We start from the raw sequence: 25,720 nt of genomic DNA on the forward strand, positions 1-25,720 counted from the left end.
TCAACACAGTCTTTTACTGTAATCAGTATCAGCGCCAGACTCCTTTGGTATCCACCACATACAGCTGCTGTACATCATCGCCGCTAATGGCTTTAAACTGGCTGTGATCTACCAGCATCACCAGCACATCTGCCGTCGCCAGCGCCTCGTCAAGCTGCGCCAGCGTGCAAAGCCCGGTCAGTTTTTTCGGCAACTGGTGGATGTTAGGCTCAACAACCAGCGTTTCGCCGCTGTGCCACTGGGCGATCAGTTCAGCGATTTCCATCGCCGGGCTTTCGCGCAGGTCATCAATATTCGGTTTAAACGCCAGACCAAAGCAGGCAATTTTCAGCTCGCTGGCGCGTTTATCAGTGGCAGCCAGACAATCAGCGACCGCCGCTTTCACCTGATCGATAACCCAGAAAGGCTTGTAATCATTCACTTCGCGCGCGGTACGGATAAGCCGCGCCTGCTGCGGGTTCTGTGCCACGATAAACCACGGATCAACAGCGATACAGTGACCGCCCACGCCCGGACCAGGCTGGAGAATATTGACTCGTGGATGGCGATTCGCCAGACGAATCAGTTCCCAGACGTTAATTCCTTGCTCGACACAAATCAGCGACAGTTCGTTAGCAAAAGCAATATTCACGTCGCGGAAGCTGTTTTCGGTGAGCTTACACATTTCCGCCGTCCGCGAGTTAGTGACGACACACTCACCTTCGAGGAAAATTTTGTACAGTTCGCTGGCGCGCGCCGAGCAAACTGGCGTCATGCCGCCAATGACGCGATCATTTTTAATCAGCTCGACCATCACCTGGCCCGGCAACACGCGTTCCGGGCAATAAGCAATATTGACGTCCGCCTGCTCACCCACCTGCTGCGGGAAAGTCAGGTCCGGACGCATCTCTGCTAACCATTCTGCCATCTTCTCGGTTGAGCCCACTGGCGAGGTGGATTCAAGGATCACCAACGCGCCTTTTTTCAGCACCGGCGCAATGGAGCGGGCAGCCGATTCGACGTAGGCCATATCCGGCTCATGATCGCCTTTAAATGGCGTTGGGACAGCAATCAGCCAGGCATCAGCCTCAACCGGCGTCGTACTCGCTCGTAAAAAACCACCTTCTACGGCAGTTTTTACCACGCTCGCTAAATCAGGTTCGACGATATGGATTTCGCCACGATTGATGGTATCAACCGCTTGTTGGTTGATATCAACACCAATCACCTGTTTTTGCCGTGAGGCAAACGCAGCCGCCGTTGGCAGCCCGATATAACCTAGTCCGATAACAGAAATGGTCGCAAAACTCATAGTGATATCCGATTATTTTTTAACGCTTCCAAAATGCGAGAGCATGCCTGACCATCACCATACGGGTTATGGGCTCGGCTCATAGTTTGATATTCATCTTCGTCTTCTAAAAGACGCGTCACTTCCTCGACGATCCGTTGCTTATCCGTCCCCACCAGACGTACCGTACCTGCGGTCACCGCTTCTGGGCGTTCGGTGGTATCGCGCATCACCAGCACCGGTTTACCCAGAGAAGGTGCTTCTTCCTGAATGCCGCCAGAGTCAGTCAAAATCAACCAGGCGTGGTTCATCAACCAGACAAACGGTAAATACTCCTGAGGATCAATCAAAATGACATTTTTCACATGTCCCAGAATGCGATTGACCGGCTCTCTGACATTCGGGTTAAGGTGTACCGGATAAACAATCTGGATGTCCTGATGAGTGGTAGCAATTTCAGCCAGCGCATGGCAGATTTCTTCAAAGCCACGACCAAAGCTCTCACGCCTGTGACCGGTCACCAGAATCATCTTTTTATCGGGGTCGATAAACGGGTAATTTGCCGCCAGTTCTGAACGCAGCGTATCGCTGCTCATTACCTGGTCGCGCACCCACAGCAGTGCATCAATTACTGTATTACCGGTAATAAATATTCGGCTGTCAGCGACGTTTTCACGCAGCAAATTTTGCCGGGAAGTTTCAGTTGGTGAGAAATGGTACATCGCCAGATGCCCGGTCAATGTACGGTTAGCCTCTTCCGGCCATGGCGAATAGAGATCGCCCGTGCGCAGTCCGGCCTCAACGTGACCAACAGGAATTCGCTGATAAAACGCTGCCAGGCTGGTTGCCAGTGTGGTGGTAGTATCACCGTGAACCAGCACAACGTCTGGTTTGAACTCGGCAAGAATAGGTTTTAGTCCTTCCAGAATCCGACAGGTTATCTCTGTCAGGCCCTGTCCTGGCTGCATTATGTTGAGATCGTAGTCAGGTACAATGGAAAAGAGTTTCAGCACCTGATCGAGCATCTCCCGATGCTGCGCAGTGACGCAAACTTTAGCCTCAAAAAAAGGATCTTTTGCCAACGCATGCACCAACGGCGCCATCTTGATGGCTTCCGGGCGCGTACCAAATACAGTCAGTACTTTCACATCGATTCTCTTCGAATAAGCGGCGAGCGCCTTTGCGCTCACCACAGCTGTGTTGCTATTTCGAGCAACGGCGGGTTAATGCGACACCAGCCCCGATCAGCCCCCCGACAATGCCCCACATAATCATCAGGAAGGCACGACGTGGGCTATCGCGTTTTACCGGTTCTTCCGGTGTACGCAAATAGCGATAGGTCTGAAAACGCGGATCCAGGGTTGGACCAACATTAAGGGTGTTTAACATGGCCCGATTCTGATCATAGTCGAGATCAAAGGCTGGGCCGACAGCCTGTAAATTTTCCAGTCGCGCCTGGAGCATCGGGCGCCCTAACAGGAACATTTCTGAATCAGGTAATTCCTCGGCTGGCACGTCTGTCGCACTGCGAGAAATATTGTGTTGCTCGGCGATTTTAAGTGCCTGTTCAATACTGTTCATCCGGCGGTCGTAGATGGACTTAGCCACTTCTTCCTGACGCTTCACCTGAGCCTTCATCTGAATAGTGCGCGCCGCCCATGCGCCTTTCAGCTCATCATTCAGATGGCTGGCTGCACGCTGGCTGGCAAAAGCAACATATTGACGAAGCAGGTTATTAGCATCGGGGGCGGTTTCGGCAACCAGCTTAACGCTGTCATTGACCGCGCGGGCGAAATCACCAGGAATAAACAGGATGTTGTTGATCATTTCATCCAGCAGAGCCGCATCGGCTTTACTGTTACCGACCATCCGCTGTTTGTAATAGTCAGTCTGCAACCAGAAATCGCGGCGGGTATCCCACGATGCCAGTTGCATAACAAACTCTTTATAGGCTTCATCCATAACCGATTGTTGGTCGGCAGGGGCCATATTTGAACGAACATCCAGGTTACGCAAAAATTGCTGCTGCGAGTAGTACCCGCCCAGCATATTCACGGTTGGACGATCGGTAATCGCCGTCGCACTCCACTCCTGACGCGCAAAAAAAGTATACGCCAACGCGATTAAGGCAAACGCCAGCCCCATGCCAATAATCCACAGCTTCCCAGCCCACAAGGTACGAAACAACCCACGAATATCCAGTTCATTTTCAGCGTCTTCGGCTGGTTTCCCAGGCATTGGTTGCGTCATTACATCCTCATTTTATTTGGTTAAATTAGGGCTGCCATCACGGTTTCTGCGCAGTCGACGTTTCACGCGTTTGATGAAGCGAGCAACCTTCCAGGCACGCTTAATGCAATAGCCATAGAGGAAGAATGCTAGCAAAAAGAGCACCAGCATGACCCATTCCGGGACAAAATGAGAATATTCTGCCAGTACGCCAATAGAAGCGAGTAGCGCTGCAGCAAGGGTAATCAACACAAACGCCTGACGAGAAGTAAATCCAGCGCGCATGATCAAATGATGAATGTGCTGTCGGTCAGGTGAGAATGGACTCATGCCTTTACGCAAACGACGATACATAATCGCCACCATGTCCATCAGCGGGATAGCAATGATCCATAAGGCGGTCACCGGGCTGATTGGATGTGTGGCTCCCTGGGTAGTTTCCAACAGGATCCAGATAACAGTAAAACCAATCAGCGTACTACCCGCATCGCCCATAAAGACTTTGTAGCGACGCCCCAGAATACCAAGGTTTAGCATGATATAAGGCAGGATGGCGGCGATCATGGCAAAGCACCAGATAGCGAGGCTGGTTTGCCCGTCGAACCACAAAATCATACCGATTGCCGCAAACGAGACACAGGATAACCCGCCCAGCAAGCCATCAATACCATCGACCATGTTGAAGGCATTAATCGCAGCCCAGACAGCAAACAGAGTCAGGAAGTAACCAAACGGTCCGAGCACCATCTCCCAGGAGCCAAAGATATATCCAAGGCTACTGAGATAAAGCTTCCCGAACACCATCATAACGACGCCAATGATAGCTTGTATGGTAGCGCGGATTTTTACGCTGATATCAAAACGGTCATCCAGCGCGCCGATGAACACAAGGACACCGGCACAAGCCAGGTAGAGAGCTGCATGTGGAATATAGTAATCGACAATTCCGAACGTGAAGCAAATCCCTGCGTAAACCGAAATACCCCCAACGAGCGGTATCAATCCCTGGTGACGTTTGCGGAAGTTAGGTTTATCCACTAAACCGACTTTTTTTGCCACCTTGCGGGCAAAAAACAGAAACAGTGTCGTGAATAAAAAAATACTGATGAGATCAGTACTCACTGTCAGTAAATTCACAATGCATGCTCTCAGAGAAAATTATTAGCTGAAGTATACCCACGAAGACCTTTATTCAGAAGGGAAACTACTTTCTGAATCTCTCAGAAATGAGCAAAAATCAACCAATTGATATGTAAATCGCATAAAACACCCGCAAAAACCAGGAATTTTCACACCATCACAGGTATACCGCTAAGATTACAGATATAAAAGCAAAACGCCACGTAAACACGTGGCGTTTTGCTGTAACACTAACTTATGAGCGTTTCATCATCTCGAAGAAATCATCATTGGTCTTGGTCATCGCAAGCTTATTAATGAGGAATTCCATTGCGTCGATTTCGCCCATCGGGTGAATGATTTTGCGCAGGATCCACATTTTTTGCAGCTCTTCCTGAGTGGTAAGCAACTCTTCTTTACGAGTACCAGAACGGTTGTAGTCGATTGCCGGGAAGACGCGTTTTTCAGCGATTTTACGAGAGAGGTGCAGTTCCATGTTACCTGTACCTTTAAACTCTTCGTAGATAACTTCGTCCATTTTGGAGCCGGTATCGATTAGCGCCGTTGCAATGATGGTCAGGCTGCCGCCCTCTTCCACATTACGTGCTGCACCGAAGAAGCGTTTCGGACGATGCAGGGCGTTGGCGTCCACACCACCGGTCAACACTTTACCGGATGCCGGTACGACGGTGTTGTAGGCGCGAGCCAGACGAGTGATGGAGTCGAGCAGAATAATAACGTCTTTCTTATGCTCAACGAGGCGTTTTGCCTTCTCGATCACCATTTCCGCAACCTGAACGTGGCGAGATGCTGGTTCGTCGAAGGTAGAAGCAACAACTTCACCTTTAACCAGACGCTGCATCTCGGTCACTTCTTCCGGGCGTTCGTCAATCAGCAGAACCATCAGTACGCAGTCTGGATGGTTGTAAGCGATGCTCTGAGCAATGTTCTGCAGCAGCATGGTTTTACCCGCTTTTGGCGGTGCCACAATCAGACCACGTTGCCCACGACCGATAGGCGATGCCAGATCCAGTACGCGTGCGGTTAAATCTTCGGTAGAACCGTTACCACGTTCCATACGCAGACGAGAATTTGCGTGCAGCGGCGTTAAGTTCTCAAAGAGGATTTTGTTACGGGCGTTTTCTGGTTTGTCGAAGTTAACTTCGTTAACCTTCAGCAGCGCAAAATAGCGTTCACCTTCTTTCGGCGGGCGAATCTTACCAGAGATGGTATCACCAGTGCGGAGGTTGAAACGGCGGATTTGGCTAGGAGAAACGTAGATGTCATCAGGGCCGGCGAGGTAGGAGCTGTCTGCGGAACGGAGGAAACCAAATCCATCCTGCAATATCTCCAGTACGCCATCACCAAAGATATCTTCGCCACTCTTTGCGTGCTGCTTCAGGATGGCAAAAATAATGTCCTGCTTACGCATACGAGCCAGGTTTTCCAGCCCCATATTTTCGCCGAGAGTGATCAGCTCAGAAACCGGCGTATTCTTTAATTCGGTAAGATTCATAGTGGTGTGAGTTCTTAAACTTGGGGTAAATCTCGAACTTAATGTTGTGAATGGTATGGCAGGATCATCCATGCCTGTTTACGGTCATCAACTCATGTCTTTTCGCTGTCTGGTCACAGGAGAGTACGCAGAACTGAAACGACAAGACGGATTGAGTGACGAGCCAGAAATCTGTTCACTTCGCATTTAAGAAAAACAGGAAGCGTTGGATATTACAAGATTCAAACTTAATAAGGTATGTTTAATACGAAGTCAACATTAAGTTAGCATGACTCACGCCGGGCGTCCAGTTTTTAGCGACGGGGCACCCGAACATGAAATTCCCTTACGCCAGGTTAGCGTCGAGGAACTCTTTCAACTGACCTTTAGACAGTGCGCCCACTTTGGTTGCGGCCAATTCGCCGTTTTTGAACAGCAGCAGAGTCGGGATACCACGGATGCCATATTTCGGCGCAGTGCCGGGGTTTTGATCGATGTTCAGTTTTGCAACAGTCAGTTTGCCCTGATATTCGTCAGCGATTTCATCCAGAATCGGGGCGATCATTTTGCACGGACCGCACCACTCTGCCCAGAAATCAACGAGGATCGCCCCGTCCGCTTTGAGTACATCCGTGTCAAAACTGTCGTCAGTCAGGTGAATAATTTTATCGCTCATATATAACTCCACAGGAATAAGCCTGGCGTGTTGGTTTCGTTGTTGGTGTAACATTAACCAACTAAAGGTTGACTTTATTTCACCGGATACGCTTTCGTAAAGCAATAGTAAGCTGATATTCTACCACACTATGAGCAAAACACATTTAACAGAACAGAAGTTTTCCGACTTCGCCCTGCATCCGAAAGTTGTAGAAGCCCTTGAAAAAAAAGGGTTTCATAACTGTACGCCCATTCAGGCACTGGCCCTTCCGCTAACGCTGGTGGGTCGTGACGTAGCCGGGCAGGCGCAAACCGGTACCGGAAAAACGATGGCGTTTCTTACGTCAACGTTTCATTATCTTCTCTCTCATCCCGCGATTGCCGATCGCAAGGTGAATCAACCGCGTGCCTTAATTATGGCACCGACGCGTGAACTTGCCGTGCAGATCCACGCCGATGCGGAACCACTGGCGCAAGCTACTGGCCTGAAATTGGGTCTGGCTTACGGTGGCGACGGCTACGACAAACAGCTGAAAGTGCTGGAAAGCGGCGTTGACATTTTGATTGGCACCACGGGTCGTTTGATCGACTACGCCAAACAGAACCACATCAACCTCGGCGCCATTCAGGTAGTGGTGCTGGACGAAGCCGATCGTATGTACGATCTGGGCTTTATTAAAGATATCCGCTGGCTGTTCCGCCGTATGCCGCCTGCAAACCAGCGTCTCAACATGCTGTTCTCCGCCACGCTTTCGTACCGGGTACGTGAACTGGCGTTCGAGCAGATGAACAATGCCGAATATATTGAAGTGGAACCGGAACAGAAAACGGGCCACCGCATTAAAGAAGAACTTTTCTACCCTTCTAACGAAGAAAAGATGCGTTTATTGCAAACGCTGATCGAAGAAGAGTGGCCAGACAGAGCGATTATTTTCGCCAACACCAAACATCGTTGTGAAGAGATCTGGGGTCACCTGGCGGCAGATGGTCATCGTGTTGGCCTGTTAACGGGTGATGTAGCGCAGAAAAAACGTCTGCGTATTCTTGATGAATTTACCCGTGGTGATTTGGATATTCTGGTTGCCACCGATGTTGCCGCGCGTGGCCTGCATATCCCGGCTGTGACGCACGTCTTTAACTACGATTTACCCGATGACTGTGAAGATTACGTTCACCGTATTGGTCGTACAGGTCGCGCTGGCGCAAGTGGTCATTCCATCAGCCTGGCATGTGAAGAGTATGCATTGAATTTGCCTGCTATTGAGACCTATATTGGTCACTCAATTCCGGTAAGCAAATACAATCCGGACGCATTGATGACCGATCTGCCAAAACCGCTGCGCCTCACGCGCCCACGTACAGGCAATGGTCCGCGTCGTACTGGCGCTCCGCGTAATCGTCGTCGTTCAGGTTAAATAAAAAATGTCATACTCAAAATCATTCAAACTGTATCAAGATGGCAAGAGAATGAATCCCGACGAGCTTACTGTAGTAAGTGATTCAGGTGAAAGAACGCAGCCAACGCAGAGACAGATTGAAGGATGAAGAGTATGGGTTCCACCTCGTCGCTTTATGCCGCTATTGATCTCGGTTCGAATAGTTTTCATATGCTGGTTGTGCGCGAGGTGGCTGGCAGTATCCAGACGCTGACGCGAATTAAACGCAAAGTGCGTCTGGCTGCTGGCCTGAACAGCGAAAATGCCCTTTCTAATGAAGCAATGGAGCGCGGCTGGCAATGCCTGCGTCTGTTTGCTGAACGTTTGCAAGATATCCCTCCCTCGCAAATTCGCGTTGTCGCCACGGCGACGTTACGTCTTGCCGTCAATGCTGGTGATTTCATCGCAAAAGCGCAGGAAATCCTTGGCTGTCCGGTACAGGTCATTAGCGGTGAAGAGGAAGCACGCCTGATTTATCAGGGCGTTGCTCACACCACTGGCGGTGCAGATCAGCGCCTGGTGGTAGATATCGGCGGCGCCAGTACTGAACTGGTAACCGGCACTGGCGCACAAACGACGTCCTTGTTCAGCCTGTCTATGGGCTGCGTTACCTGGCTTGAGCGCTATTTTGCCGATCGTAATCTGGGGCAAGAAAACTTTGTCGCAGCCGAACAAGCCGCGCGCGAAGTGCTACGTCCAGTTGCCGATGAATTGCGCTATCACGGCTGGAAGGTGTGCGTTGGTGCTTCCGGCACCGTGCAGGCTTTGCAGGAAATCATGATGGCGCAGGGTATGGATGAACGCATTACCCTGGCGAAATTGCAGCAACTGAAACAGCGCGCTATTCACTGTGGCAGGCTGGAAGAGCTGGAAATCGAAGGGCTGACGCTGGAACGCGCGTTAGTATTCCCAAGTGGTCTGGCGATCCTGATAGCCATTTTTACCGAGCTGAATATCCAGTGTATGACGCTGGCCGGCGGCGCACTGCGTGAAGGCCTGGTTTACGGCATGTTACATCTGGCGGTCGAGCAGGATATTCGCAGCCGAACACTGCGTAATATTCAACGTCGCTTTATGATTGATACCGATCAAGCACAGCGTGTGGCTAAACTTGCCGCTAACTTGTTCGATCAGGTCGAAAATACCTGGCATCTTGAAGCGATTAGCCGCGATTTACTGATCAGCGCCTGTCAGCTTCATGAAATTGGCCTTAGCGTTGACTTCAAACAAGCGCCGCAACATGCCGCTTATCTGGTGCGTAACCTGGATCTTCCTGGTTTTACCCCCGCGCAGAAAAAGCTGCTGGCGACGTTATTACTCAACCAGACGAATCCGGTCGATCTCTCATCGCTGCATCAGCAAAATGCCGTACCGCCGCGCGTCGCAGAACAACTCTGTCGTTTACTGCGCCTCGCCATCATTTTTGCCAGCCGTCGTCGTGATGATTTAGTACCAGATATTAAATTACAGGCCGATCATGAGCAGTTGACCTTAACGCTGCCACAAGGTTGGCTGACCCAGCATCCGCTGGGTACAGAGGTTATCGATCAGGAAAGCCAGTGGCAGAGCTATGTCCACTGGCCGCTGGAAGTGCATTAACGTGCAAGGTGCTGGATGCGATGCTGACGCATCTTTTCCGGCTTCCCCAGGGAGTGATTATTTCCCTCGTTTTGCCGCCATCATCGCTTTGAGATTCGCCAGATGGCTTTGCCCTTTCTGCATCCGTTCTTCGGCGCTGACCACTTTACGCTCTTGTTCCCAAATCAGATCATCCTGCGGCAGCTCCAGCAAAAAGCGGCTCGGCTCCGGGCGCACCAGTTCGCCGTACTGACGGCGTTCTTTACACAGCGTAAAGGTCAATTCCTTCTGGGCGCGGGTGATGCCGACATAGGCCAGCCGCCGCTCCTCATCGATATTGTCTTCATCGATGCTGCTCTGGTGCGGCAAAAATCCTTCTTCCATACCGACCATGTAGACATAGGGAAACTCCAGCCCTTTCGACGCGTGCAGAGTCATCAGTTGCACCTGATCCAGCTCTTCCTCGCTTTCCCCCCGCTCCATCATGTCGCGCAGAGTAAAGCGCGTCACCACCTGGGTTAACGTCATCGGCTCATCCAGTTCGCTGCCTTCCAGCATCTCCGTCATCCAGCTAAATAACTGGTTAACGTTCTTCATGCGCATTTCGGCGGCTTTCGGGCTGGGCGATGTTTCGTACAGCCAAGATTCATAATCCATGCCGTGGATCAGATCACGCACCGCGGCAATCGGCTCCCGCTCCGCCAGAAGCTGGATTTCTGCCAACCAGTGAGTGAAGCGGGTCAATGCTTCATAACCACGTCCGCTAAGCGTCTGACTCAGGCCCATATCAAAGCTGGCGGTAAACATGCTTTTATTGCGCGTCATCGCCCACTCACCCAGCTTTTTCAGCGTCGCCGGGCCAATCTCTCGCTTCGGCGTGTTGACGATACGCAGAAATGCGCTGTCATCGTCCGGGTTAGTCAGCACGCGCAGATAAGCCAGCAAGTCCTTGATTTCAGGACGAGAGAAAAACGACGTACCACCGGATATTTTGTACGGGATGCGGTTTTGCATCAGGAATTTTTCAAACACCCGCGACTGATGGTTGCCGCGATAGAGAATGGCGTAATCTTTGTACTGCGTTTTATTGACGAAGTGATGCGCAATCAGTTCACCGGTGACGCGCTCGGCTTCATGTTCTTCATTATTCGCGCTTAAAACTTTTAGCTCCGCGCCGTAGCCTAGTTCGGAGAACAGACGCTTTTCAAAGACGTGCGGGTTATTGGCGATCAGAATATTCGCCGCTTTCAGAATACGCCCGGAAGAGCGGTAGTTCTGCTCAAGCTTAATCACCTTCAACGCCGGGAAATCCTGGCTCAACAGCACCAGGTTTTGCGGACGTGCACCGCGCCAGGAGTAGATCGACTGGTCATCGTCACCCACCACGGTAAAGCGCGCGCGGCTGCCCACCAGCAGTTTCACCAGTTCATACTGGCTGGTGTTGGTGTCCTGATACTCATCCACCAGCAGGTAGCGAATTTTGTTCTGCCAGCGCTCGCGTACTTCTTCATTGCGTTGCAGAAGTAGCGTCGGCAATAAAATCAGATCGTCGAAGTCGAGAACATTGCACGCTTTCAGGTGCGCATCATACAGTCCATAACAATGGGCAAAAATTCGATCCCGCTCGCCCTTTGCCTCTGCCGCCGCCTGCGCCGGTGTTTTGAGATCGTTCTTCCAGTTGGAGATGGTCGAAATTAGCTGTTGCAAGAGAACTTTGTCATCTTCGATCAGCCCTTCGGTCAACTCTTTAAGCAAAGCAAGCTGATCGGTATCGTCAAACAACGAGAAGTTCGCCTTCATCCCCAATGCTGCATACTCGCGTTTGATGATATCCAGCCCCAGCGTGTGGAAGGTGGAGATCATCAGCCCGCGCGCCTCTTTACGCCCCAGCGTCTGCCCGACACGCTCTTTCATCTCGCGCGCCGCCTTATTGGTAAAGGTCACCGCCGCGATATGTCGCGCCTGATAACCGCAACCGCGGATCAGATGGGCGATTTTATTGGTGATAACACGAGTTTTACCGGAACCCGCGCCCGCCAGCACCAGGCAAGGGCCGGTAACGAATTCGACAGCTTGTTGTTGGCCGGGGTTTAGACGCATAGGAAAATCGCTCAATGAAAGTCGGGAGGGGAAAATAACAGCGTGGTAGTATAGCCAGCCTCATCCTTACCACTCAAGGCACGATCATGGCAAAAACAGCAGCAGCACTGCATATCCTTGTAAAAGAAGAGAAACTGGCTCTGGATCTTCTCGAGCAGATTAAGAACGGTGCCGATTTCGGCAAGCTGGCGAAGAAACACTCCATTTGCCCGTCAGGCAAACGCGGCGGTGATTTAGGTGAATTCCGCCAGGGTCAGATGGTTCCGGCGTTCGATAAAGTGGTGTTCTCTTGTCCGGTACTGGAGCCAACCGGCCCGCTGCACACCCAGTTCGGTTACCACATCATTAAGGTGCTGTACCGTAACTAATAGCAAGGCCTTCTCCGGGAGAAGGCCTTGAACTCTGAATCGCTATTATCCCGCAACAGCAATACGTTTCATATCCGTCATATAGCCGCGCAGTTTCTTACCTACCTGCTCAATCGCATGACCGCGAATGGCTTCATTCACATCACGCAGCTGCGCGTTATCTACCGCGCCTTCCGGAATAGCTTTACCCAAATCGCCCGGTTGCAGCTCTGCCATAAACGGTTTCAGCAGCGGCACACAGGCGTAAGAGAACAGATAGTTACCGTACTCGGCGGTATCAGAGATAACCACGTTCATTTCGTACAGACGCTTACGGGCGATGGTGTTGGCAATCAGCGGCAGTTCGTGCAGTGATTCATAGTAAGCAGACTCTTCAATGATGCCGGAATCAACCATGGTTTCGAACGCCAGTTCAACGCCCGCTTTCACCATTGCGATCATCAGTACGCCTTTATCGAAGTACTCCTGCTCGCCGATTTTACCTTCATACTGCGGCGCGGTTTCAAACGCGGTTTTGCCGGTCTCTTCACGCCAGGTCAGCAGTTTCTTATCGTCGTTGGCCCAGTCCGCCATCATGCCGGAGGAGAATTCGCCAGAGATGATGTCGTCCATATGTTTCTGGAACAGCGGTGCCATGATCTCTTTCAGCTGTTCAGACAACGCGTAAGCTCGCAGTTTCGCTGGATTAGACAGACGGTCCATCATCAGGGTGATGCCGCCCTGTTTCAGCGCTTCGGTGATGGTTTCCCAACCGAACTGAATCAGTTTTTCTGCGTATGCCGGATCGGTGCCTTCTTCCACCAGCTTGTCGAAGCACAGCAGAGAGCCAGCCTGCAACATACCGCACAGGATGGTTTGCTCACCCATCAGGTCAGATTTCACTTCCGCAACGAAGGACGATTCCAGCACGCCCGCACGGTGACCACCGGTTGCTGCCGCCCATGCTTTAGCGATCGCCATGCCTTCGCCTTTCGGATCGTTTTCCGGGTGAACGGCAATCAGCGTCGGTACGCCGAAGCCACGTTTGTACTCTTCACGTACTTCGGTGCCAGGGCATTTCGGCGCAACCATTACTACGGTGATGTCTTTGCGAATTTGCTCGCCCACTTCGACGATGTTGAAACCGTGCGAGTAACCCAGCGCCGCGCCGTCTTTCATCAGCGGCTGTACGGTGCGCACTACATCAGAGTGCTGCTTGTCTGGCGTCAGGTTAACAACCAGATCCGCCTGCGGGATCAGTTCTTCGTAAGTGCCAACTTTAAAACCGTTTTCGGTCGCTTTACGCCAGGATGCGCGCTTTTCGGCAATCGCTTCTTTACGCAGGGCGTAAGAGATATCCAGACCTGAATCACGCATGTTCAGGCCCTGGTTCAGACCCTGTGCGCCGCAGCCGACGATGACCACTTTTTTACCCTGAAGGTAGCTCGCGCCATCGGCGAATTCGTCGCGCCCCATAAAGCGACATTTGCCCAACTGTGCCAGCTGCTGGCGCAGGTTCAGTGTATTGAAGTAGTTAGCCATGGTGATTCCTCGTGATGTTGTGCTTCTTATTGTTCGGTTCGCGTTTGCGAGATTGAATTCACTATATGACAGGAAATTTATTGCGGAAATTGATATATTCACAACGTCACATTGCAATTTCTGCAACGTCAACATTGAGGGCTGCGCCATTGGATTTACGCGATCTGAAAACCTTCCTGTATCTGGCGGAAAGCCGCCATTTTGGCCGCAGCGCGCGGGCGATGCACGTTAGCCCATCCACGCTCTCACGGCAGATTCAGCGCCTGGAAGAAGATCTCGGTCAGCCGCTGTTTGTGCGCGATAACCGCACGGTAACGCTGACGGAAGCGGGCGAAGAACTGCGCGTTTTCGCCCAGCAAACACTGTTGCAGTATCAGCAATTGCGCCACACCATCGATCAGCAAGGTCCGTCACTCTCCGGCGAGCTGCATATCTTCTGCTCGGTCACCGCTGCCTACAGCCATCTGCCGCCGATTCTGGATCGCTTCCGCGCGGAACACCCGTCGGTGGAGATCAAACTCACTACCGGTGATGCGGCAGATGCAATGGAAAAAGTGGTCACGGGAGAAGCGGATCTGGCGATTGCCGGGAAGCCGGAGACGCTACCAGGCGCGGTGGCGTTTTCGATGCTGGAGAATCTGACGGTGGTGCTGATCGCGCCTGCCCTACCATGCCCGGTGCGTAATCAGGTTTCGGTAGAGAAGCCAGACTGGTCAACGGTACCGTTTATCATGGCCGATCAGGGACCGGTACGCCGCCGCATTGAACTGTGGTTTCGACGCAATAAAATCAGCAACCCGATGATTTACGCCACGGTTGGCGGACATGAAGCGATGGTATCGATGGTGGCGCTCGGTTGCGGCGTGGCCTTGTTGCCGGAAGTGGTGCTGGAAAACAGCCCGGAACCGGTGCGTAACCGCGTGATGATTTTAGAGCGCAGCGATGAGAAAACGCCGTTTGAACTGGGCGTGTGTGCACAAAAAAAGCGGCTGCATGAGCCGCTGATTGAGGCGTTCTGGAAGATTTTGCCGAATTAGTTTTACGGCCCCACCATTACCCGAACGGGCTTCCCAATACGACTTAGCATATTCACCAAAGCATCTATGGTGAATTTGCTGCATTTCTTGTTGACGACATCAGAGACGCGCGGCCGTGATATATGTAAAACGGTTGCCACCTCGGCTTGCTTCATCTGGTTTTGCTTAATCCAGAGGGTAATTTCTTCCATGAGCTGTTCTTTGATGGCTAATGTATTTTCGATTTCACTCAGGGAATCAGCGTAAAGCTTTTCTGCTTCCTGCTTATCAAACCCCAAATCAGCAAAAACATTACCGCCAGATGGCGTCACATGGCGAATATCACTATCAGTTTTGGCAATCACTGGCTGTTTCTCCGTTGTTGCACCACCCGGTTATAACGCGTTCTGGCGATGTTTTTATCGTGCTGACTGGTTTGTTGCGTCTGTTTCTGGAAACTATGCAAAACGTAGAGCGCTTCTACGAACTTCGCAACATACATAACGCGATAGATGCCATTGTTGTCACGAATACGAATTTCATTTACCCCAGCCCCAATTTCTGAAAACGGTTTCCAGTCATCAGGTTCAATTCCATACTGAATTTTGTGAAGCTGATAACCAACTGCTTTACGTACCGTTATGGGAAAAGCCAGGAGATCCTCCAGAGAAGATCCCACCCATCGAATTTCTTTTTCATTGGGGAGAGCTCGGGTGAGTAACATAACATCTTTGTGTATAAAATTTTATACATTACTTTTAACAGGCGCAAGTGATAGCGGTGCACAAATAACCAAAATGGCGATGCTAACGATATGGTGAGCCGAGTTTCACCACAAGCAGATTGAGCGCCTTCTGGAAAACGTCTCGCAAAATTGAATGAGTGGATGCTTCGGACTGGCAGAAAAGCCCAATAACTGAGGGAAGATCATATCTGGATATTAGGCCCACTTTACTTTGTGGGCCTGAAAACCGAAAAGCTGAGTTAACCCGCCAAAAAGAACCTGAACGCCGGGTTATTGGTTTCGTCGTGGCAATCGTAGCCCAGCTCATTTAGCCGGGTTTCGAAATCCGGTTCATGGTCGCCAAGTTCGAACGCCGCCAGTACGCGCCCGTAGTCGGTACCGTGGCTGCGATAATGGAACAGAGAAATGTTCCAGTGCGTACCCAGCGTGTTGAGGAAGCGCAGCAGCGCGCCCGGTGATTCCGGGAATTCGAAGCTGTAGAGGCGTTCCTGCAACGGATGCGATGGACGCCCGCCGACCATATAGCGCACATGCAGCTTCGCCATTTCGTCATCGGAGAGATCAACCACGCTGTAGCCGCCTTCGTTGAGCATCTGCAAAATTTCTTTGCGCTCCTCAAGGCCGCGGCTTAAGCGCACGCCGACAAAAATGCAGGCATTTTTGGCATCTGCAAAGCGATAGTTGAACTCTGTGACCGAGCGCCCACCGAGTAGCTGGCAAAATTTAAGGAAACTGCCTTTTTCTTCCGGAATGGTCACCGCCAGCAATGCTTCGCGCTGTTCACCCAGTTCGCAACGTTCCGAGACGTAGCGCAGGCCGTGGAAATTGACGTTAGCTCCCGAGAGCACATGCGCCAGGCGCTCACCACGAATGTTGTGCTGGGCGATATATTTTTTCATTCCCGCCAGCGCCAACGCGCCAGACGGCTCCGCCACCGCGCGCACATCTTCGAACAGGTCTTTCATCGCCGCACAGATGGCATCGCTATCAACGGTGATGATGTCGTCGAGATACTCCTGACACAGACGGAACGTTTCATCGCCAATGCGTTTTACCGCAACGCCTTCAGCGAACAGCCCCACGCGTGGCAGATCAACCGGATGACCCGCATCCAGCGCCGCTTTCAGGCAGGCTGAATCTTCCGCTTCCACGGCTATCACTTTGATTTGCGGCATCAGTTGTTTGATCAGCACCGCCACCCCCGCCGCCAGACCGCCGCCGCCGACTGGCACAAATACGCGATCAAGATGGGCGTCCTGCTGGAGCAATTCCAGCGCCAGCGTGCCCTGTCCGGCAATCACCATCGGATGATCAAATGGCGGAACCCAGGTGAAGCCCTGCTGCTGCGACAGTTCAATCGCTTTGGCTTTTGCTTCATCAAAGTTCGCACCGTGAAGCAACACTTCGCCGCCGAAGCCGCGTACCGCATCAACTTTGATATCAGCGGTGGCGGTTGGCATGACGATTAGCGCCTTCACGCCTAATCGTGCGGAGGAGAACGCAACGCCCTGCGCGTGGTTACCCGCAGAAGCAGTGATCACGCCGTGCGCTTTTTGTTCTTCCGTCAGGCCCGCCATCATGGCGTATGCGCCGCGCAGCTTAAAGCTGTGCACTGGCTGGCGGTCTTCGCGCTTTACCAGAATGACGTTATCAAGACGCGACGAGAGTTTTTCCATTTTCTGCAGCGGCGTGACCTGCGCCGCTTCATAGACCGGCGCGCGTAGCACCGCCCGTAAATACTCAGCGCCTTCCGGTGCGCCAGACAGGGGTAGTGAGTCTGCCATTATTAACCCCCCAGTTTCGATTTATCGCGTACCGCACCTTTGTCGGCACTGGTCGCCAGGCTGGCGTAAGCGCGCAGAGCAAAGGAGACCTGACGTTCACGGTTTTTCGGCGTCCAGGCTTTATCACCACGGGCTTCCTGCGCTTCACGACGTGCCGCCAGTTCTGCATCACTTACTTGTAACTGAATGCTGCGGTTCGGAATGTCGATGGCGATCAGGTCACCGTCTTCAATCAGGCCAATGCTGCCGCCACTTGCCGCTTCCGGTGAGACGTGACCGATGGAAAGGCCAGAGGTGCCGCCAGAGAAGCGACCGTCGGTGATCAGTGCACAGGCTTTACCGAGGCCCATCGATTTCAGGAAGGTGGTCGGATAGAGCATCTCCTGCATACCCGGCCCGCCTTTCGGACCTTCGTAGCGGATCACCACAACATCGCCCGCGACAACTTTGCCGCCGAGAATCGCTTCTACCGCGTCGTCCTGGCTTTCGTATACTTTCGCCGGGCCGATGAATTTGAGGATGCTGTCATCCACGCCTGCGGTTTTAACGATGCAGCCGTTTTCTGCGAAATTACCGTAGAGCACCGCCAGACCACCGTCTTTGCTGTAGGCGTGTTCCAGCGAGCGGATACAGCCGTTTGCGCGATCGTCATCGAGAGAATCCCAACGGCAATCCTGCGAGAATGCCTGTGTAGTACGAATGCCCGCTGGGCCAGCGCGGAACATATTTTTTACCGCGTCATCCTGGGTCAGCATAACGTCGTATTGTTCCAGCGTTTGCGGCAACGTCAGGCCAAGTACGTTTTTCACATCACGGTTCAGTAATCCCGCGCGATCCAGTTCGCCGAGAATGCCGATAACCCCACCAGCCCGGTGAACATCTTCCATATGGTATTTTTGGGTACTCGGCGCAACTTTGCATAACTGCGGGACTTTACGCGAAAGCTTGTCGATATCACTCATGGTGAAGTCGATTTCCGCTTCCTGCGCCGCCGCCAGCAGGTGAAGTACCGTGTTGGTAGAGCCGCCCATCGCGATATCCAGCGTCATGGCATTTTCAAACGCCGCTTTGCTGGCGATGTTACGCGGCAGGGCGCTTTCATCATCCTGCTCGTAGTAACGTTTGGTCAGCTCAACAATGCGTTTACCAGCGTTGAGGAACAGTTGCTTACGGTCGGCGTGGGTTGCCAGCAGCGAGCCATTACCCGGCTGCGACAGGCCCAGCGCTTCGGTCAGGCAATTCATCGAGTTAGCGGTGAACATCCCGGAGCAGGAACCGCAGGTTGGGCAAGCGGAACGTTCAACCTGATCGCTCTGGGAGTCAGAGACTTTCGGATCTGCGCCCTGGATCATCGCATCAACCAGATCGAGCTTGATGATCTGATCGGACAGTTTGGTTTTCCCGGCTTCCATCGGGCCGCCGGAAACAAAGATCACCGGAATGTTTAATCGCAGGGAGGCCATCAGCATCCCCGGGGTGATTTTGTCACAGTTAGAGATGCAGACCATGGCGTCGGCGCAGTGGGCGTTGACCATATACTCAACGGAATCAGCGATCAGTTCGCGAGATGGCAGTGAATAAAGCATCCCCCCGTGGCCCATGGCAATCCCATCATCCACCGCAATGGTGTTGAACTCTTTGGCAACGCCGCCAGCCGCTTCAATTTGTTCGGCGACCAGTTTACCGAGATCGCGCAGATGGACGTGACCCGGTACAAATTGGGTGAACGAGTTCACAACCGCGATAATCGGCTTACCGAAATCGGCGTCGGTCATTCCGGTGGCGCGCCACAGCGCACGAGCACCCGCCATATTACGACCATGAGTGGTGGTGGCGGAACGGTACTTAGGCATACTTTATTTACTCCCAGTGTCTGTCTCGTAAATGGGACGGTGCGTGCCGTCCCATTTTTTGTATTTATTGATTAACTTGATCTAACCAGCCCCATTTATCTTCGGTTTCGCCAGTGAAGAGGCCGAAGAAGGCTTGCTGGATGCGTTTGGTGACCGGGCCACAACGGCCTTCGCCAACCTGAATACCGTCTACGCTGCGCACTGGCGTGATTTCTGCCGCCGTACCGGACATAAACACTTCATCCGCCAGGTACAGGGATTCGCGCGACAGCACCTGCTCACGCACTTCAATTCCCAGCTCTTTCGCCAGTTTGATGATGGCATCACGGGTAATCCCCGGCAGTGCGGATGAGGTGAACGGTGGGGTGAACAGCACACCGTCTTTCACTTCAAACAGGTTTTCGCCTGCGCCTTCAGAGATGTAACCATTCACATCCAACGCGATACCTTCCTGATAACCGTGGCGGCGCGCTTCGCTACCCACCAGCAGGGAAGAGAGGTAGTTACCACCGGCTTTTGCCGCGGTTGGGATGGTGTTTGGTGCTGCGCGGTTCCAGGAGGAAACCATCGCATCGATCCCCTGCTCCAGCGCTTCTGCGCCCAGATACGCTCCCCACGGGAAAGCAGCGATAATCACATCGGTTGAGTATCCCGCTGGCGGGTTTACGCCCATGCCAACATCACCGACGAAGATCAGCGGACGGATATAGGCGCTGGTGAGATTGTTTTTGCGGATCACGTCACGACAAGCTTCCATCAGCTCATCAATACTCTGCGAAACCGGGAAGCGATAGATTTTGGCGGAGTCATGCAGACGCTGCATATGCTCACGATGGCGGAATACAACCGGTCCTTTGTGCGAGTCGTAGCAACGGATGCCTTCAAAAACCGAGGTGCCATAGTGCAGCGCGTGCGACATCACATGCACCTTCGCGTCTTCCCAGCGAACCATCTCCCCATTGAACCAAATGTAATCAGCTTTCTTCGTGGTCATTTTTATATTCCTTTTGCGCTCAGGCGCGGATTTGTTGTGATGTGGTTGTGCTCTGGCAGATGGCAACGTGTGCGACGTCCACCAGTTTATTTAACTGACTAAACAGTAAGTCGACCGACCGTGGGCTGGCAACGGTCAATTCGATATTTATATTTTGTGCATCGCTGGCGGCGGCCATATTCATTGAGCAGACGTGGAAACCACGATGACGCACCACGCGTAAAACACGTTCTAAGGTTTCCGGATTGAAGCGAGCCGATACATTGACCTGATGTTGCATCATGATAATTTCTCCAACATTTCTGAATTACTGGCGCCAGGCGGCACCAGCGGCCAGACGTTCTCAAGTTCGTCGATTGAGACATGAAGCAGGTATGGCCCATCACTGTTCAGCATGGTGTCGAGTGCCGCTTCAACCTGGTCTTTACGGGTGATGTGTTGGCCAGGGATGCCGAAGGCGCTGGCTAACATGAGGAAATCGGGGTTATCGGTAAGGGTGGTTTCGCTGTATCGCTCCTGGAAAAACAGTTGCTGCCATTGTCGAACCATCCCTAACCGTTGGTTATCGAGTAAGACGATTTTCAACGGTAACTGCTTGCGTTTTACGGTGCCCAGCTCTTGCACATTCATCATGAAAGAGCCGTCACCGGAGATACAGACGACGGTATCGTTCGGTCGTGCGACTTGCGCGCCAACCGCTGCCGGTAAACCGAATCCCATAGTGCCTAAGCCGCTGGAGGTGATGAAATTTTCCGGGCGAGAGTGGGCGATGTGCTGCGCAGCCCACATCTGATGCTGCCCCACATCTGTGGTCACAACGCAATCTACAGGTTTACGATCCGACAGTTGTTTTAGCAACAACGGCGCGTAGATAGCATCACCGGGATGGTCGTAACGCCAGGCATGTTCATCACGCAGCTGCGCGCAGTATTGCTGCCAGTCATTGATATTTAACGGCTGCTGTAATGCTGGTAACAGAGCATTTAAATCACCCTGTAATGCCACATGCACCTGACGCAGCTTGTTCATTTCTGCCGGGTCGATATCCATATGGATAACACTGGCGTGCGGTGCGAAGGTGTTCAGCTTGCCGGTCACCCGGTCATCAAAACGTGCGCCCACGGCGATCAGCAAATCGCACTCCTGCACCGCGAAGTTTGCCGCTTTGGTGCCGTGCATCCCCAGCATCCCCAGATAGTACGGATAATCCGCTTCAACTGCACCCAGCCCTTTCAACGTACAGGTGGCAGGCATTTTTGTGGCAGTGAGAAATTCACGCAAAGCGGGAACTGCCTGCGCCATGCCCACGCCACCGCCAACGTACAGCATCGGTTTTTGCGCTTTTGCCAGCATCTGGCGCGCTTGCTCGACTTCGGCATGTGGGAAAGTCACTTCGTTTTCAACGGTGGTGAACCACGGTTCCAGATCGCCGCTGGCTAACTGGATATCTTTTGGAATATCGACCAGAACCGGACCAGGACGACCTGAGCTGGCAACCTCAAACGCTTCGGCCATGATGCGCGGCAACTCTTCCAGCGACTGTACCAGGAAGCTGTGTTTGGTACAGGCTAATGACAATCCCAGGACATCCACTTCCTGAAATGCGTCGGTACCGATGAACGGTGCGGACACCTGACCGGTGATGGCAACGACAGGGATGGAATCTAACAGTGCGTCCGCAAGCCCGGTTATCAGGTTGGTTGCGCCCGGACCAGACGTGGCGATACATACGCCAGTTTTGCCAGTAGCACGGGCATAGCCGATAGCCGCCATTGCCGCACCCTGCTCATGTCGGCACAGCAAGTGCTCCACGCAGCCGTCATACAATGCATCGTAAACCGGCATAATTGCGCCCCCCGGATAACCGAAAACGGTATTCACACCCTGTGCCCGCAACGCATGTACCACCCACTGTGCGCCATTCATAGTTAGTTCCCCGCCCTGAATCTTGAGAAACAGAATTTTGTGCTGTTATTCATTGTCTGCTCCTCGGTTATGTTTTTAAGGTCAAAAAAAACCCCCGGACCTTTCGGTGCGGGGGTCTTAGTTCGTTAAGGCTTGATCTCTAAGCCTTTCCTCGTCCAAGTGCAGCCCCGCACGGTGGGATAATAATCACCACCACGCTAATCACGACCAGGCTAATCACTCGTAGAAGGGTTGTCATTTTGTCTTTTCTTGCATCTTGTTCGAAGGAATGCCTAAAGAGTTACCATAGATTTTGCGAATGGCACAAGATATTTTTTAATCACGTTTTGTTGTATTCCCAATCATTTCGATAAAAATCATTGTTTTTTATATAAAAAAAGGTGAGTGAAAAAAATTCAATTTCCGTATGTTTCTTACCCTCGCCCAGAGGCTAATTTTTTTACTTCTCATTTTTGCGAGAGTTATTCCATCACTCATACAACTCAGTTCACGTTGCATAAATAAACGGGAATCAGCCGCTAATTAACGCAATCTGGCAGACTACAGCAGCGATCTCTTATGCACATAATAGTGGCTCAAGGAGGGCTTATGTCACTGTCAATTGTTCATACTCGTGCGGCTCTGGGGGTAAACGCTCCCCCGATCACTGTTGAGGTTCATATCAGTAAAGGTCTACCAGGATTAACGATGGTGGGCTTACCAGAAACAACGGTAAAAGAAGCACGCGATCGCGTGCGCAGCGCCATTATCAATAGCGGATATGAATATCCGGCGAAAAAAATCACCATTAACCTTGCACCAGCCGACCTGCCGAAAGAAGGAGGGCGATATGATTTACCTATCGCTATTGCTTTGCTGGCAGCCTCTGAACAGCTTACAGCCAATAAGTTGCATGAATATGAATTAGTCGGGGAACTGGCGCTTACAGGCGCTCTGCGCGGCGTTCCTGGCGCAATCTCCAGTGCAACTGAAGCCATTAAGTCGGGCAGAAAAATTATCGTCGCGAAAGACAACGAAGATGAAGTGGGGCTAATTAACGGTGAAGGATGCCTGATAGCCGATCATCTGCAGGCTGTCTGTGCGTTTCTGGAAGGTAAGCACGCTCTCGAACGCCCGAAACCAACTGATGCAGTATCCCGCACGCTACAACATGATCTCAGTGATGTTGTCGGTCAGGAGCAAGGAAAGCGAGGGCTGGAAATTACCGCCGCAGGGGGCCACAACCTTTTACTGATTGGGCCACCAGGAACAGGTAAAACAATGCTCGCCAGCCGTATTAATGGCTTATTGCCAGATTTAAGTAATGAAGAAGCTCTGGAGAGTGCCGCAATATTAAGCCTGGTGAATGCCGAGTCAGTGCAAAAACAATGGCGGCAGCGCCCGTTCCGCTCACCGCATCACAGTGCGTCGTTAACTGCGATGGTGGGCGGTGGTGCAATTCCAGGGTCAGGTGAAATTTCGCTGGCGCATAACGGCGTGCTTTTTCTGGATGAGCTACCTGAATTTGAACGGCGTACACTGGATGCCTTGCGGGAACCCATTGAGTCTGGACAGATCCATCTTTCACGCACGCGGGCCAAAATAACCTATCCGGCCCGTTTCCAGCTTGTCGCGGCGATGAACCCCAGCCCTACCGGACATTATCAGGGAAACCATAACCGCTGCACACCAGAACAAACATTACGTTATCTCAACCGGCTCTCGGGGCCCTTTCTCGACCGCTTTGACCTCTCACTGGAGATCCCACTACCGCCCCCCGGCATTTTGAGTAAAACGGTAGTACCGGGAGAAAGCAGCGCCACCGTTAAACAACGTGTAATGGCCGCCAGAGAGCGCCAATTTAAGCGGCAGAATAAACTGAATGCCTGGCTGGATAGCCCGGAAATACGCCAATTCTGCAAGCTTGAGAGCGCAGATGCGCAGTGGCTGGAAGAAACGCTGATCCATCTGGGATTATCGATTCGTGCCTGGCAGCGGTTACTGAAAGTTGCACGAACCATTGCTGATATTGATCAGTCTGACATCATCACACGCCAGCATTTGCAGGAGGCGGTTAGCTATCGTGCGATTGACCGCTTGCTCATCCATTTGCAAAAACTACTGACATAAAAAAAGGGCATTTCGCCCTTTTTATTAATCGTCGGAATCGGTGTAGTCTTCAGCACCTTCAACCTGCGGTTTACCGCCGGAAAGGGTATGAAAACGTTTTGGACGCTTAATACGCGTCATATACTTGGACCACACGCGTTCTGCTTCTGTCACTGGCTCACGTTCGCCACGGCATACTGCTACGAAGAGTTTCTCTTCCTCGGTAACCGGCTCGCGTTTGCCGAGATCCAGCTCATTGAAGGCATAACCATGACGTTCAAGCAGTTGTGCCTCTTTGATGGTGAAATCACCATGACGAGAGAATCCACGTGGATAATGTTTATTGTCGAAATATCGATTAGTCGTCGTAAAGCTTTCCGCCATCCTGCACGCTCCTAATTCTTTTACCGAGCTAGTTATGGCGCGGAGTATTAGTTACGCTTGACAGAGTGTAAAACAAAACATTTAAATCATAACGACAAATAATTTTGCGGAGAGCACTGTGGATACGGAATTGTTAAAAACTTTCCTAGAAGTTAGCCGAACGCGTCACTTTGGTCGAGCTGCTGAATCGCTCTATCTGACCCAATCAGCCGTGAGCTTTCGAATCAGACAACTGGAAAATCAACTGGGTGTGAATCTTTTCACCCGCCACAGAAACAATATCCGTTTAACCGCTGCCGGAGAAAAGCTTCTGCCTTATGCAGAAACGCTAATGAGCACCTGGCAGGCCGCCCGCAAGGAGGTGGCGCATACCTCACGACATAATGAGTTTTCTATTGGTGCCAGCGCCTCGCTGTGGGAGTGTATGCTTAATCAGTGGCTGGGGCGCTTGTATCAGAATCAGGATGCCCACACAGGCCTGCAATTTGAAGCGCGGATTGCCCAACGACAGTCTCTGGTAAAACAGCTACATGAACGTCAACTTGATCTTCTTATTACCACTGAAGCGCCCAAAATGGACGAATTTAGTAGCCAGTTATTGGGACATTTCACTTTAGCGCTCTATGCCAGCGCCCCCTCTAAGTTAAAGGGTGATCTTAACTATCTGCGTCTGGAATGGGGACCGGATTTTCAACAGCATGAGGCAGGTTTGATCGGTGCTGATGAAGTTCCTATCCTGACAACCAGTTCTGCTGAACTGGCACAACAACAGATTGAAATGCTTAATGGCTGCACCTGGCTACCGGTAAGTTGGGCGCGCAAAAAAGGCGGTTTGCATACTGTTGTCGACAGTACAACACTTTCACGGCCGCTCTATGCCATATGGCTGCAAAATAGCGACAAACACGCGCTGATTCGAGATCTATTGAAAATTAACGTACTGGATGAAGTGTATTAATCTGAATGGCTGGCAAGGACGCCGGTGGAAGGATTTACTTCGGAGAGGGTTATTTTAGATAAAAAAAATCCTTAGCTTTCGCTAAGGATGATTTCTGGCAGGGGCGGAGAGACTCGAACTCCCAACACCCGGTTTTGGAGACCGGTGCTCTACCAATTGAACTACGCCCCTAATTAGGGTGGCGGAACGGACGGGACTC

At 52.0% G+C, this 25,720-nt stretch carries 25 protein-coding genes and 1 tRNA gene; 6 read left to right on the top strand and 20 right to left on the bottom strand.

Annotation, left to right across the window (positions count from 1 at the left end; translation table 11 throughout):
- Positions 1 to 28: 28 nt before the first annotated feature.
- The 7 genes from wecC to trxA form a co-directional block, all read right to left on the bottom strand.
- Positions 29 to 1,291 carry a UDP-N-acetyl-D-mannosamine dehydrogenase gene (gene wecC / locus D9597_RS16130; protein ID WP_130223407.1) on the bottom strand — a complete coding sequence of 421 codons (1,263 nt, stop codon included), beginning with the start codon at positions 1,289 to 1,291 and terminating at the stop codon, positions 29 to 31.
- Positions 1,288 to 2,418: a UDP-N-acetylglucosamine 2-epimerase (non-hydrolyzing) gene (gene wecB / locus D9597_RS16135; protein ID WP_064530529.1), complete on the bottom strand. Its 1,131-nt coding sequence runs from the start codon at positions 2,416 to 2,418 to the stop codon at positions 1,288 to 1,290. The genes wecC and wecB overlap by 4 nt, the downstream gene beginning before the upstream one ends.
- Before the next feature lie 55 nt (positions 2,419 to 2,473).
- Entirely contained in the window at positions 2,474 to 3,520 is a 1,047-nt protein-coding gene (gene wzzE, locus D9597_RS16140) for an ECA polysaccharide chain length modulation protein (protein ID WP_130223409.1), read from the bottom strand.
- Between the two features lie 12 nt (positions 3,521 to 3,532).
- Positions 3,533 to 4,636, bottom strand: a complete 1,104-nt coding sequence (wecA, locus tag D9597_RS16145; protein WP_130219551.1) for a UDP-N-acetylglucosamine--undecaprenyl-phosphate N-acetylglucosaminephosphotransferase — start codon at positions 4,634 to 4,636, stop codon at positions 3,533 to 3,535.
- A 238-nt stretch (positions 4,637 to 4,874) separates the two neighbouring features.
- Entirely contained in the window at positions 4,875 to 6,134 is a 1,260-nt protein-coding gene (rho, locus tag D9597_RS16150) for a transcription termination factor Rho (protein WP_001054527.1), read from the bottom strand.
- Between the two features lie 87 nt (positions 6,135 to 6,221).
- Positions 6,222 to 6,320: a rho operon leader peptide RhoL gene (gene rhoL, locus D9597_RS16155; protein WP_032145636.1), complete on the bottom strand. Its 99-nt coding sequence runs from the start codon at positions 6,318 to 6,320 to the stop codon at positions 6,222 to 6,224.
- A 139-nt stretch (positions 6,321 to 6,459) separates the two neighbouring features.
- Positions 6,460 to 6,789 carry a thioredoxin TrxA gene (gene trxA / locus D9597_RS16160; RefSeq protein WP_064530526.1) on the bottom strand — a complete coding sequence of 110 codons (330 nt, stop codon included), beginning with the start codon at positions 6,787 to 6,789 and terminating at the stop codon, positions 6,460 to 6,462.
- Between the two features lie 130 nt (positions 6,790 to 6,919).
- Here trxA and rhlB point away from each other — a divergent pair, with 130 nt between their 5' ends.
- Entirely contained in the window at positions 6,920 to 8,185 is a 1,266-nt protein-coding gene (gene rhlB / locus D9597_RS16165) for an ATP-dependent RNA helicase RhlB (RefSeq protein ID WP_130209386.1), read from the top strand.
- Positions 8,186 to 8,320: 135 nt separating this feature from the next.
- The gene (gppA, locus tag D9597_RS16170) at positions 8,321 to 9,805 is read left to right on the top strand and encodes a guanosine-5'-triphosphate,3'-diphosphate diphosphatase (protein WP_130223411.1); all 1,485 of its coding nucleotides are present in this window, start codon (positions 8,321 to 8,323) and stop codon (positions 9,803 to 9,805) included.
- Between the two features lie 57 nt (positions 9,806 to 9,862).
- Here gppA and rep read toward each other — a convergent pair whose 3' ends face one another.
- A complete protein-coding gene (rep, locus tag D9597_RS16175; RefSeq protein WP_130223413.1) occupies positions 9,863 to 11,884 on the bottom strand; it encodes a DNA helicase Rep in 2,022 nt (673 codons plus the stop codon).
- 86 nt (positions 11,885 to 11,970) lie between these two features.
- Here rep and ppiC point away from each other — a divergent pair, with 86 nt between their 5' ends.
- Positions 11,971 to 12,252, top strand: a complete 282-nt coding sequence (gene ppiC / locus D9597_RS16180) for a peptidylprolyl isomerase PpiC (protein ID WP_001140251.1) — start codon at positions 11,971 to 11,973, stop codon at positions 12,250 to 12,252.
- A gap of 45 nt (positions 12,253 to 12,297) precedes the next feature.
- On the opposite strand, the gene ilvC is transcribed toward ppiC, so the two are convergent.
- Entirely contained in the window at positions 12,298 to 13,773 is a 1,476-nt protein-coding gene (gene ilvC / locus D9597_RS16185; RefSeq protein WP_130219555.1) for a ketol-acid reductoisomerase, read from the bottom strand.
- Between the two features lie 149 nt (positions 13,774 to 13,922).
- Between ilvC and ilvY the strand changes: the two genes are divergently transcribed.
- Complete coding sequence (ilvY, locus tag D9597_RS16190; protein WP_130223415.1) at positions 13,923 to 14,810, top strand: HTH-type transcriptional activator IlvY; 888 nt, start codon at positions 13,923 to 13,925, stop codon at positions 14,808 to 14,810.
- Positions 14,811 to 14,812: 2 nt separating this feature from the next.
- On the opposite strand, the gene D9597_RS16195 is transcribed toward ilvY, so the two are convergent.
- The 9 genes from D9597_RS16195 to ilvL form a co-directional block, all read right to left on the bottom strand.
- Positions 14,813 to 15,154 (bottom strand): helix-turn-helix domain-containing protein, encoded by a 342-nt coding sequence (locus D9597_RS16195; RefSeq protein WP_130223417.1) that lies wholly within the window; start codon positions 15,152 to 15,154, stop codon positions 14,813 to 14,815.
- Positions 15,151 to 15,468, bottom strand: coding sequence for a type II toxin-antitoxin system RelE/ParE family toxin (locus D9597_RS16200; protein ID WP_165383549.1), 318 nt, complete (start codon positions 15,466 to 15,468; stop codon positions 15,151 to 15,153). The genes D9597_RS16195 and D9597_RS16200 overlap by 4 nt, the downstream gene beginning before the upstream one ends.
- A gap of 305 nt (positions 15,469 to 15,773) precedes the next feature.
- Positions 15,774 to 17,318, bottom strand: a complete 1,545-nt coding sequence (gene ilvA, locus D9597_RS16205) for a threonine ammonia-lyase, biosynthetic (protein WP_000785507.1) — start codon at positions 17,316 to 17,318, stop codon at positions 15,774 to 15,776.
- Positions 17,319 to 17,320: 2 nt separating this feature from the next.
- Entirely contained in the window at positions 17,321 to 19,171 is a 1,851-nt protein-coding gene (ilvD, locus tag D9597_RS16210; protein WP_130223421.1) for a dihydroxy-acid dehydratase, read from the bottom strand.
- A gap of 64 nt (positions 19,172 to 19,235) precedes the next feature.
- Complete coding sequence (ilvE, locus tag D9597_RS16215) at positions 19,236 to 20,165, bottom strand: branched-chain-amino-acid transaminase (RefSeq protein ID WP_000208520.1); 930 nt, start codon at positions 20,163 to 20,165, stop codon at positions 19,236 to 19,238.
- A 19-nt stretch (positions 20,166 to 20,184) separates the two neighbouring features.
- Positions 20,185 to 20,448: an acetolactate synthase 2 small subunit gene (gene ilvM, locus D9597_RS16220; protein ID WP_000983255.1), complete on the bottom strand. Its 264-nt coding sequence runs from the start codon at positions 20,446 to 20,448 to the stop codon at positions 20,185 to 20,187.
- The gene (gene ilvG / locus D9597_RS16225) at positions 20,445 to 22,091 is read right to left on the bottom strand and encodes an acetolactate synthase 2 catalytic subunit (protein WP_130223423.1); all 1,647 of its coding nucleotides are present in this window, start codon (positions 22,089 to 22,091) and stop codon (positions 20,445 to 20,447) included. The genes ilvM and ilvG overlap by 4 nt, the downstream gene beginning before the upstream one ends.
- 2 nt (positions 22,092 to 22,093) lie before the next feature.
- Positions 22,094 to 22,144, bottom strand: coding sequence for a peptide IlvX (ilvX, locus tag D9597_RS16230; protein ID WP_106378965.1), 51 nt, complete (start codon positions 22,142 to 22,144; stop codon positions 22,094 to 22,096).
- Between the two features lie 86 nt (positions 22,145 to 22,230).
- On the bottom strand, positions 22,231 to 22,329 hold the full coding sequence (ilvL, locus tag D9597_RS16235) for an ilv operon leader peptide (RefSeq protein WP_040090233.1): 99 nt from the start codon (positions 22,327 to 22,329) through the stop codon (positions 22,231 to 22,233).
- A 350-nt stretch (positions 22,330 to 22,679) separates the two neighbouring features.
- On the opposite strand from ilvL, the gene D9597_RS16240 reads away from it, so the two are divergent.
- Positions 22,680 to 24,200 carry a YifB family Mg chelatase-like AAA ATPase gene (locus D9597_RS16240; RefSeq protein ID WP_130223425.1) on the top strand — a complete coding sequence of 507 codons (1,521 nt, stop codon included), beginning with the start codon at positions 22,680 to 22,682 and terminating at the stop codon, positions 24,198 to 24,200.
- A gap of 24 nt (positions 24,201 to 24,224) precedes the next feature.
- Here the strand turns inward: D9597_RS16240 and maoP are convergent, their stop codons facing one another.
- Positions 24,225 to 24,563, bottom strand: coding sequence for a macrodomain Ori organization protein MaoP (gene maoP, locus D9597_RS16245; RefSeq protein WP_000841001.1), 339 nt, complete (start codon positions 24,561 to 24,563; stop codon positions 24,225 to 24,227).
- A 118-nt stretch (positions 24,564 to 24,681) separates the two neighbouring features.
- Between maoP and hdfR the strand changes: the two genes are divergently transcribed.
- Complete coding sequence (hdfR, locus tag D9597_RS16250) at positions 24,682 to 25,521, top strand: HTH-type transcriptional regulator HdfR (RefSeq protein ID WP_130219563.1); 840 nt, start codon at positions 24,682 to 24,684, stop codon at positions 25,519 to 25,521.
- Positions 25,522 to 25,616: 95 nt separating this feature from the next.
- Here hdfR and D9597_RS16255 read toward each other — a convergent pair.
- Positions 25,617 to 25,692: transfer RNA gene (locus tag D9597_RS16255), tRNA-Trp, on the bottom strand.
- Positions 25,693 to 25,720 lie beyond the last annotated feature (28 nt).

Origin of the sequence: Escherichia sp. E13S3, assembly GCF_004212325.1 — a bacterium.
GTDB lineage: Bacteria > Pseudomonadota > Gammaproteobacteria > Enterobacterales > Enterobacteriaceae > Escherichia.

Coding starts and splice junctions, on each gene's coding strand:
- maoP (WP_000841001.1), bottom strand. CDS start 24,563: ATGGCGGAAAGCTTTACGACGACTAATCGATATTTCGACAATAAACAT.
- ilvE (WP_000208520.1), bottom strand. CDS start 20,165: ATGACCACGAAGAAAGCTGATTACATTTGGTTCAATGGGGAGATGGTT.
- rhlB (WP_130209386.1), top strand. CDS start 6,920: ATGAGCAAAACACATTTAACAGAACAGAAGTTTTCCGACTTCGCCCTG.
- D9597_RS16240 (WP_130223425.1), top strand. CDS start 22,680: ATGTCACTGTCAATTGTTCATACTCGTGCGGCTCTGGGGGTAAACGCT.
- ppiC (WP_001140251.1), top strand. CDS start 11,971: ATGGCAAAAACAGCAGCAGCACTGCATATCCTTGTAAAAGAAGAGAAA.
- rho (WP_001054527.1), bottom strand. CDS start 6,134: ATGAATCTTACCGAATTAAAGAATACGCCGGTTTCTGAGCTGATCACT.
- rep (WP_130223413.1), bottom strand. CDS start 11,884: ATGCGTCTAAACCCCGGCCAACAACAAGCTGTCGAATTCGTTACCGGC.
- ilvL (WP_040090233.1), bottom strand. CDS start 22,329: ATGACAACCCTTCTACGAGTGATTAGCCTGGTCGTGATTAGCGTGGTG.
- wecC (WP_130223407.1), bottom strand. CDS start 1,291: ATGAGTTTTGCGACCATTTCTGTTATCGGACTAGGTTATATCGGGCTG.
- ilvD (WP_130223421.1), bottom strand. CDS start 19,171: ATGCCTAAGTACCGTTCCGCCACCACCACTCATGGTCGTAATATGGCG.
- ilvG (WP_130223423.1), bottom strand. CDS start 22,091: ATGAATGGCGCACAGTGGGTGGTACATGCGTTGCGGGCACAGGGTGTG.
- gppA (WP_130223411.1), top strand. CDS start 8,321: ATGGGTTCCACCTCGTCGCTTTATGCCGCTATTGATCTCGGTTCGAAT.
- ilvM (WP_000983255.1), bottom strand. CDS start 20,448: ATGATGCAACATCAGGTCAATGTATCGGCTCGCTTCAATCCGGAAACC.
- wzzE (WP_130223409.1), bottom strand. CDS start 3,520: ATGACGCAACCAATGCCTGGGAAACCAGCCGAAGACGCTGAAAATGAA.
- ilvA (WP_000785507.1), bottom strand. CDS start 17,318: ATGGCAGACTCACTACCCCTGTCTGGCGCACCGGAAGGCGCTGAGTAT.
- ilvC (WP_130219555.1), bottom strand. CDS start 13,773: ATGGCTAACTACTTCAATACACTGAACCTGCGCCAGCAGCTGGCACAG.
- trxA (WP_064530526.1), bottom strand. CDS start 6,789: ATGAGCGATAAAATTATTCACCTGACTGACGACAGTTTTGACACGGAT.
- rhoL (WP_032145636.1), bottom strand. CDS start 6,320: ATGCGAAGTGAACAGATTTCTGGCTCGTCACTCAATCCGTCTTGTCGT.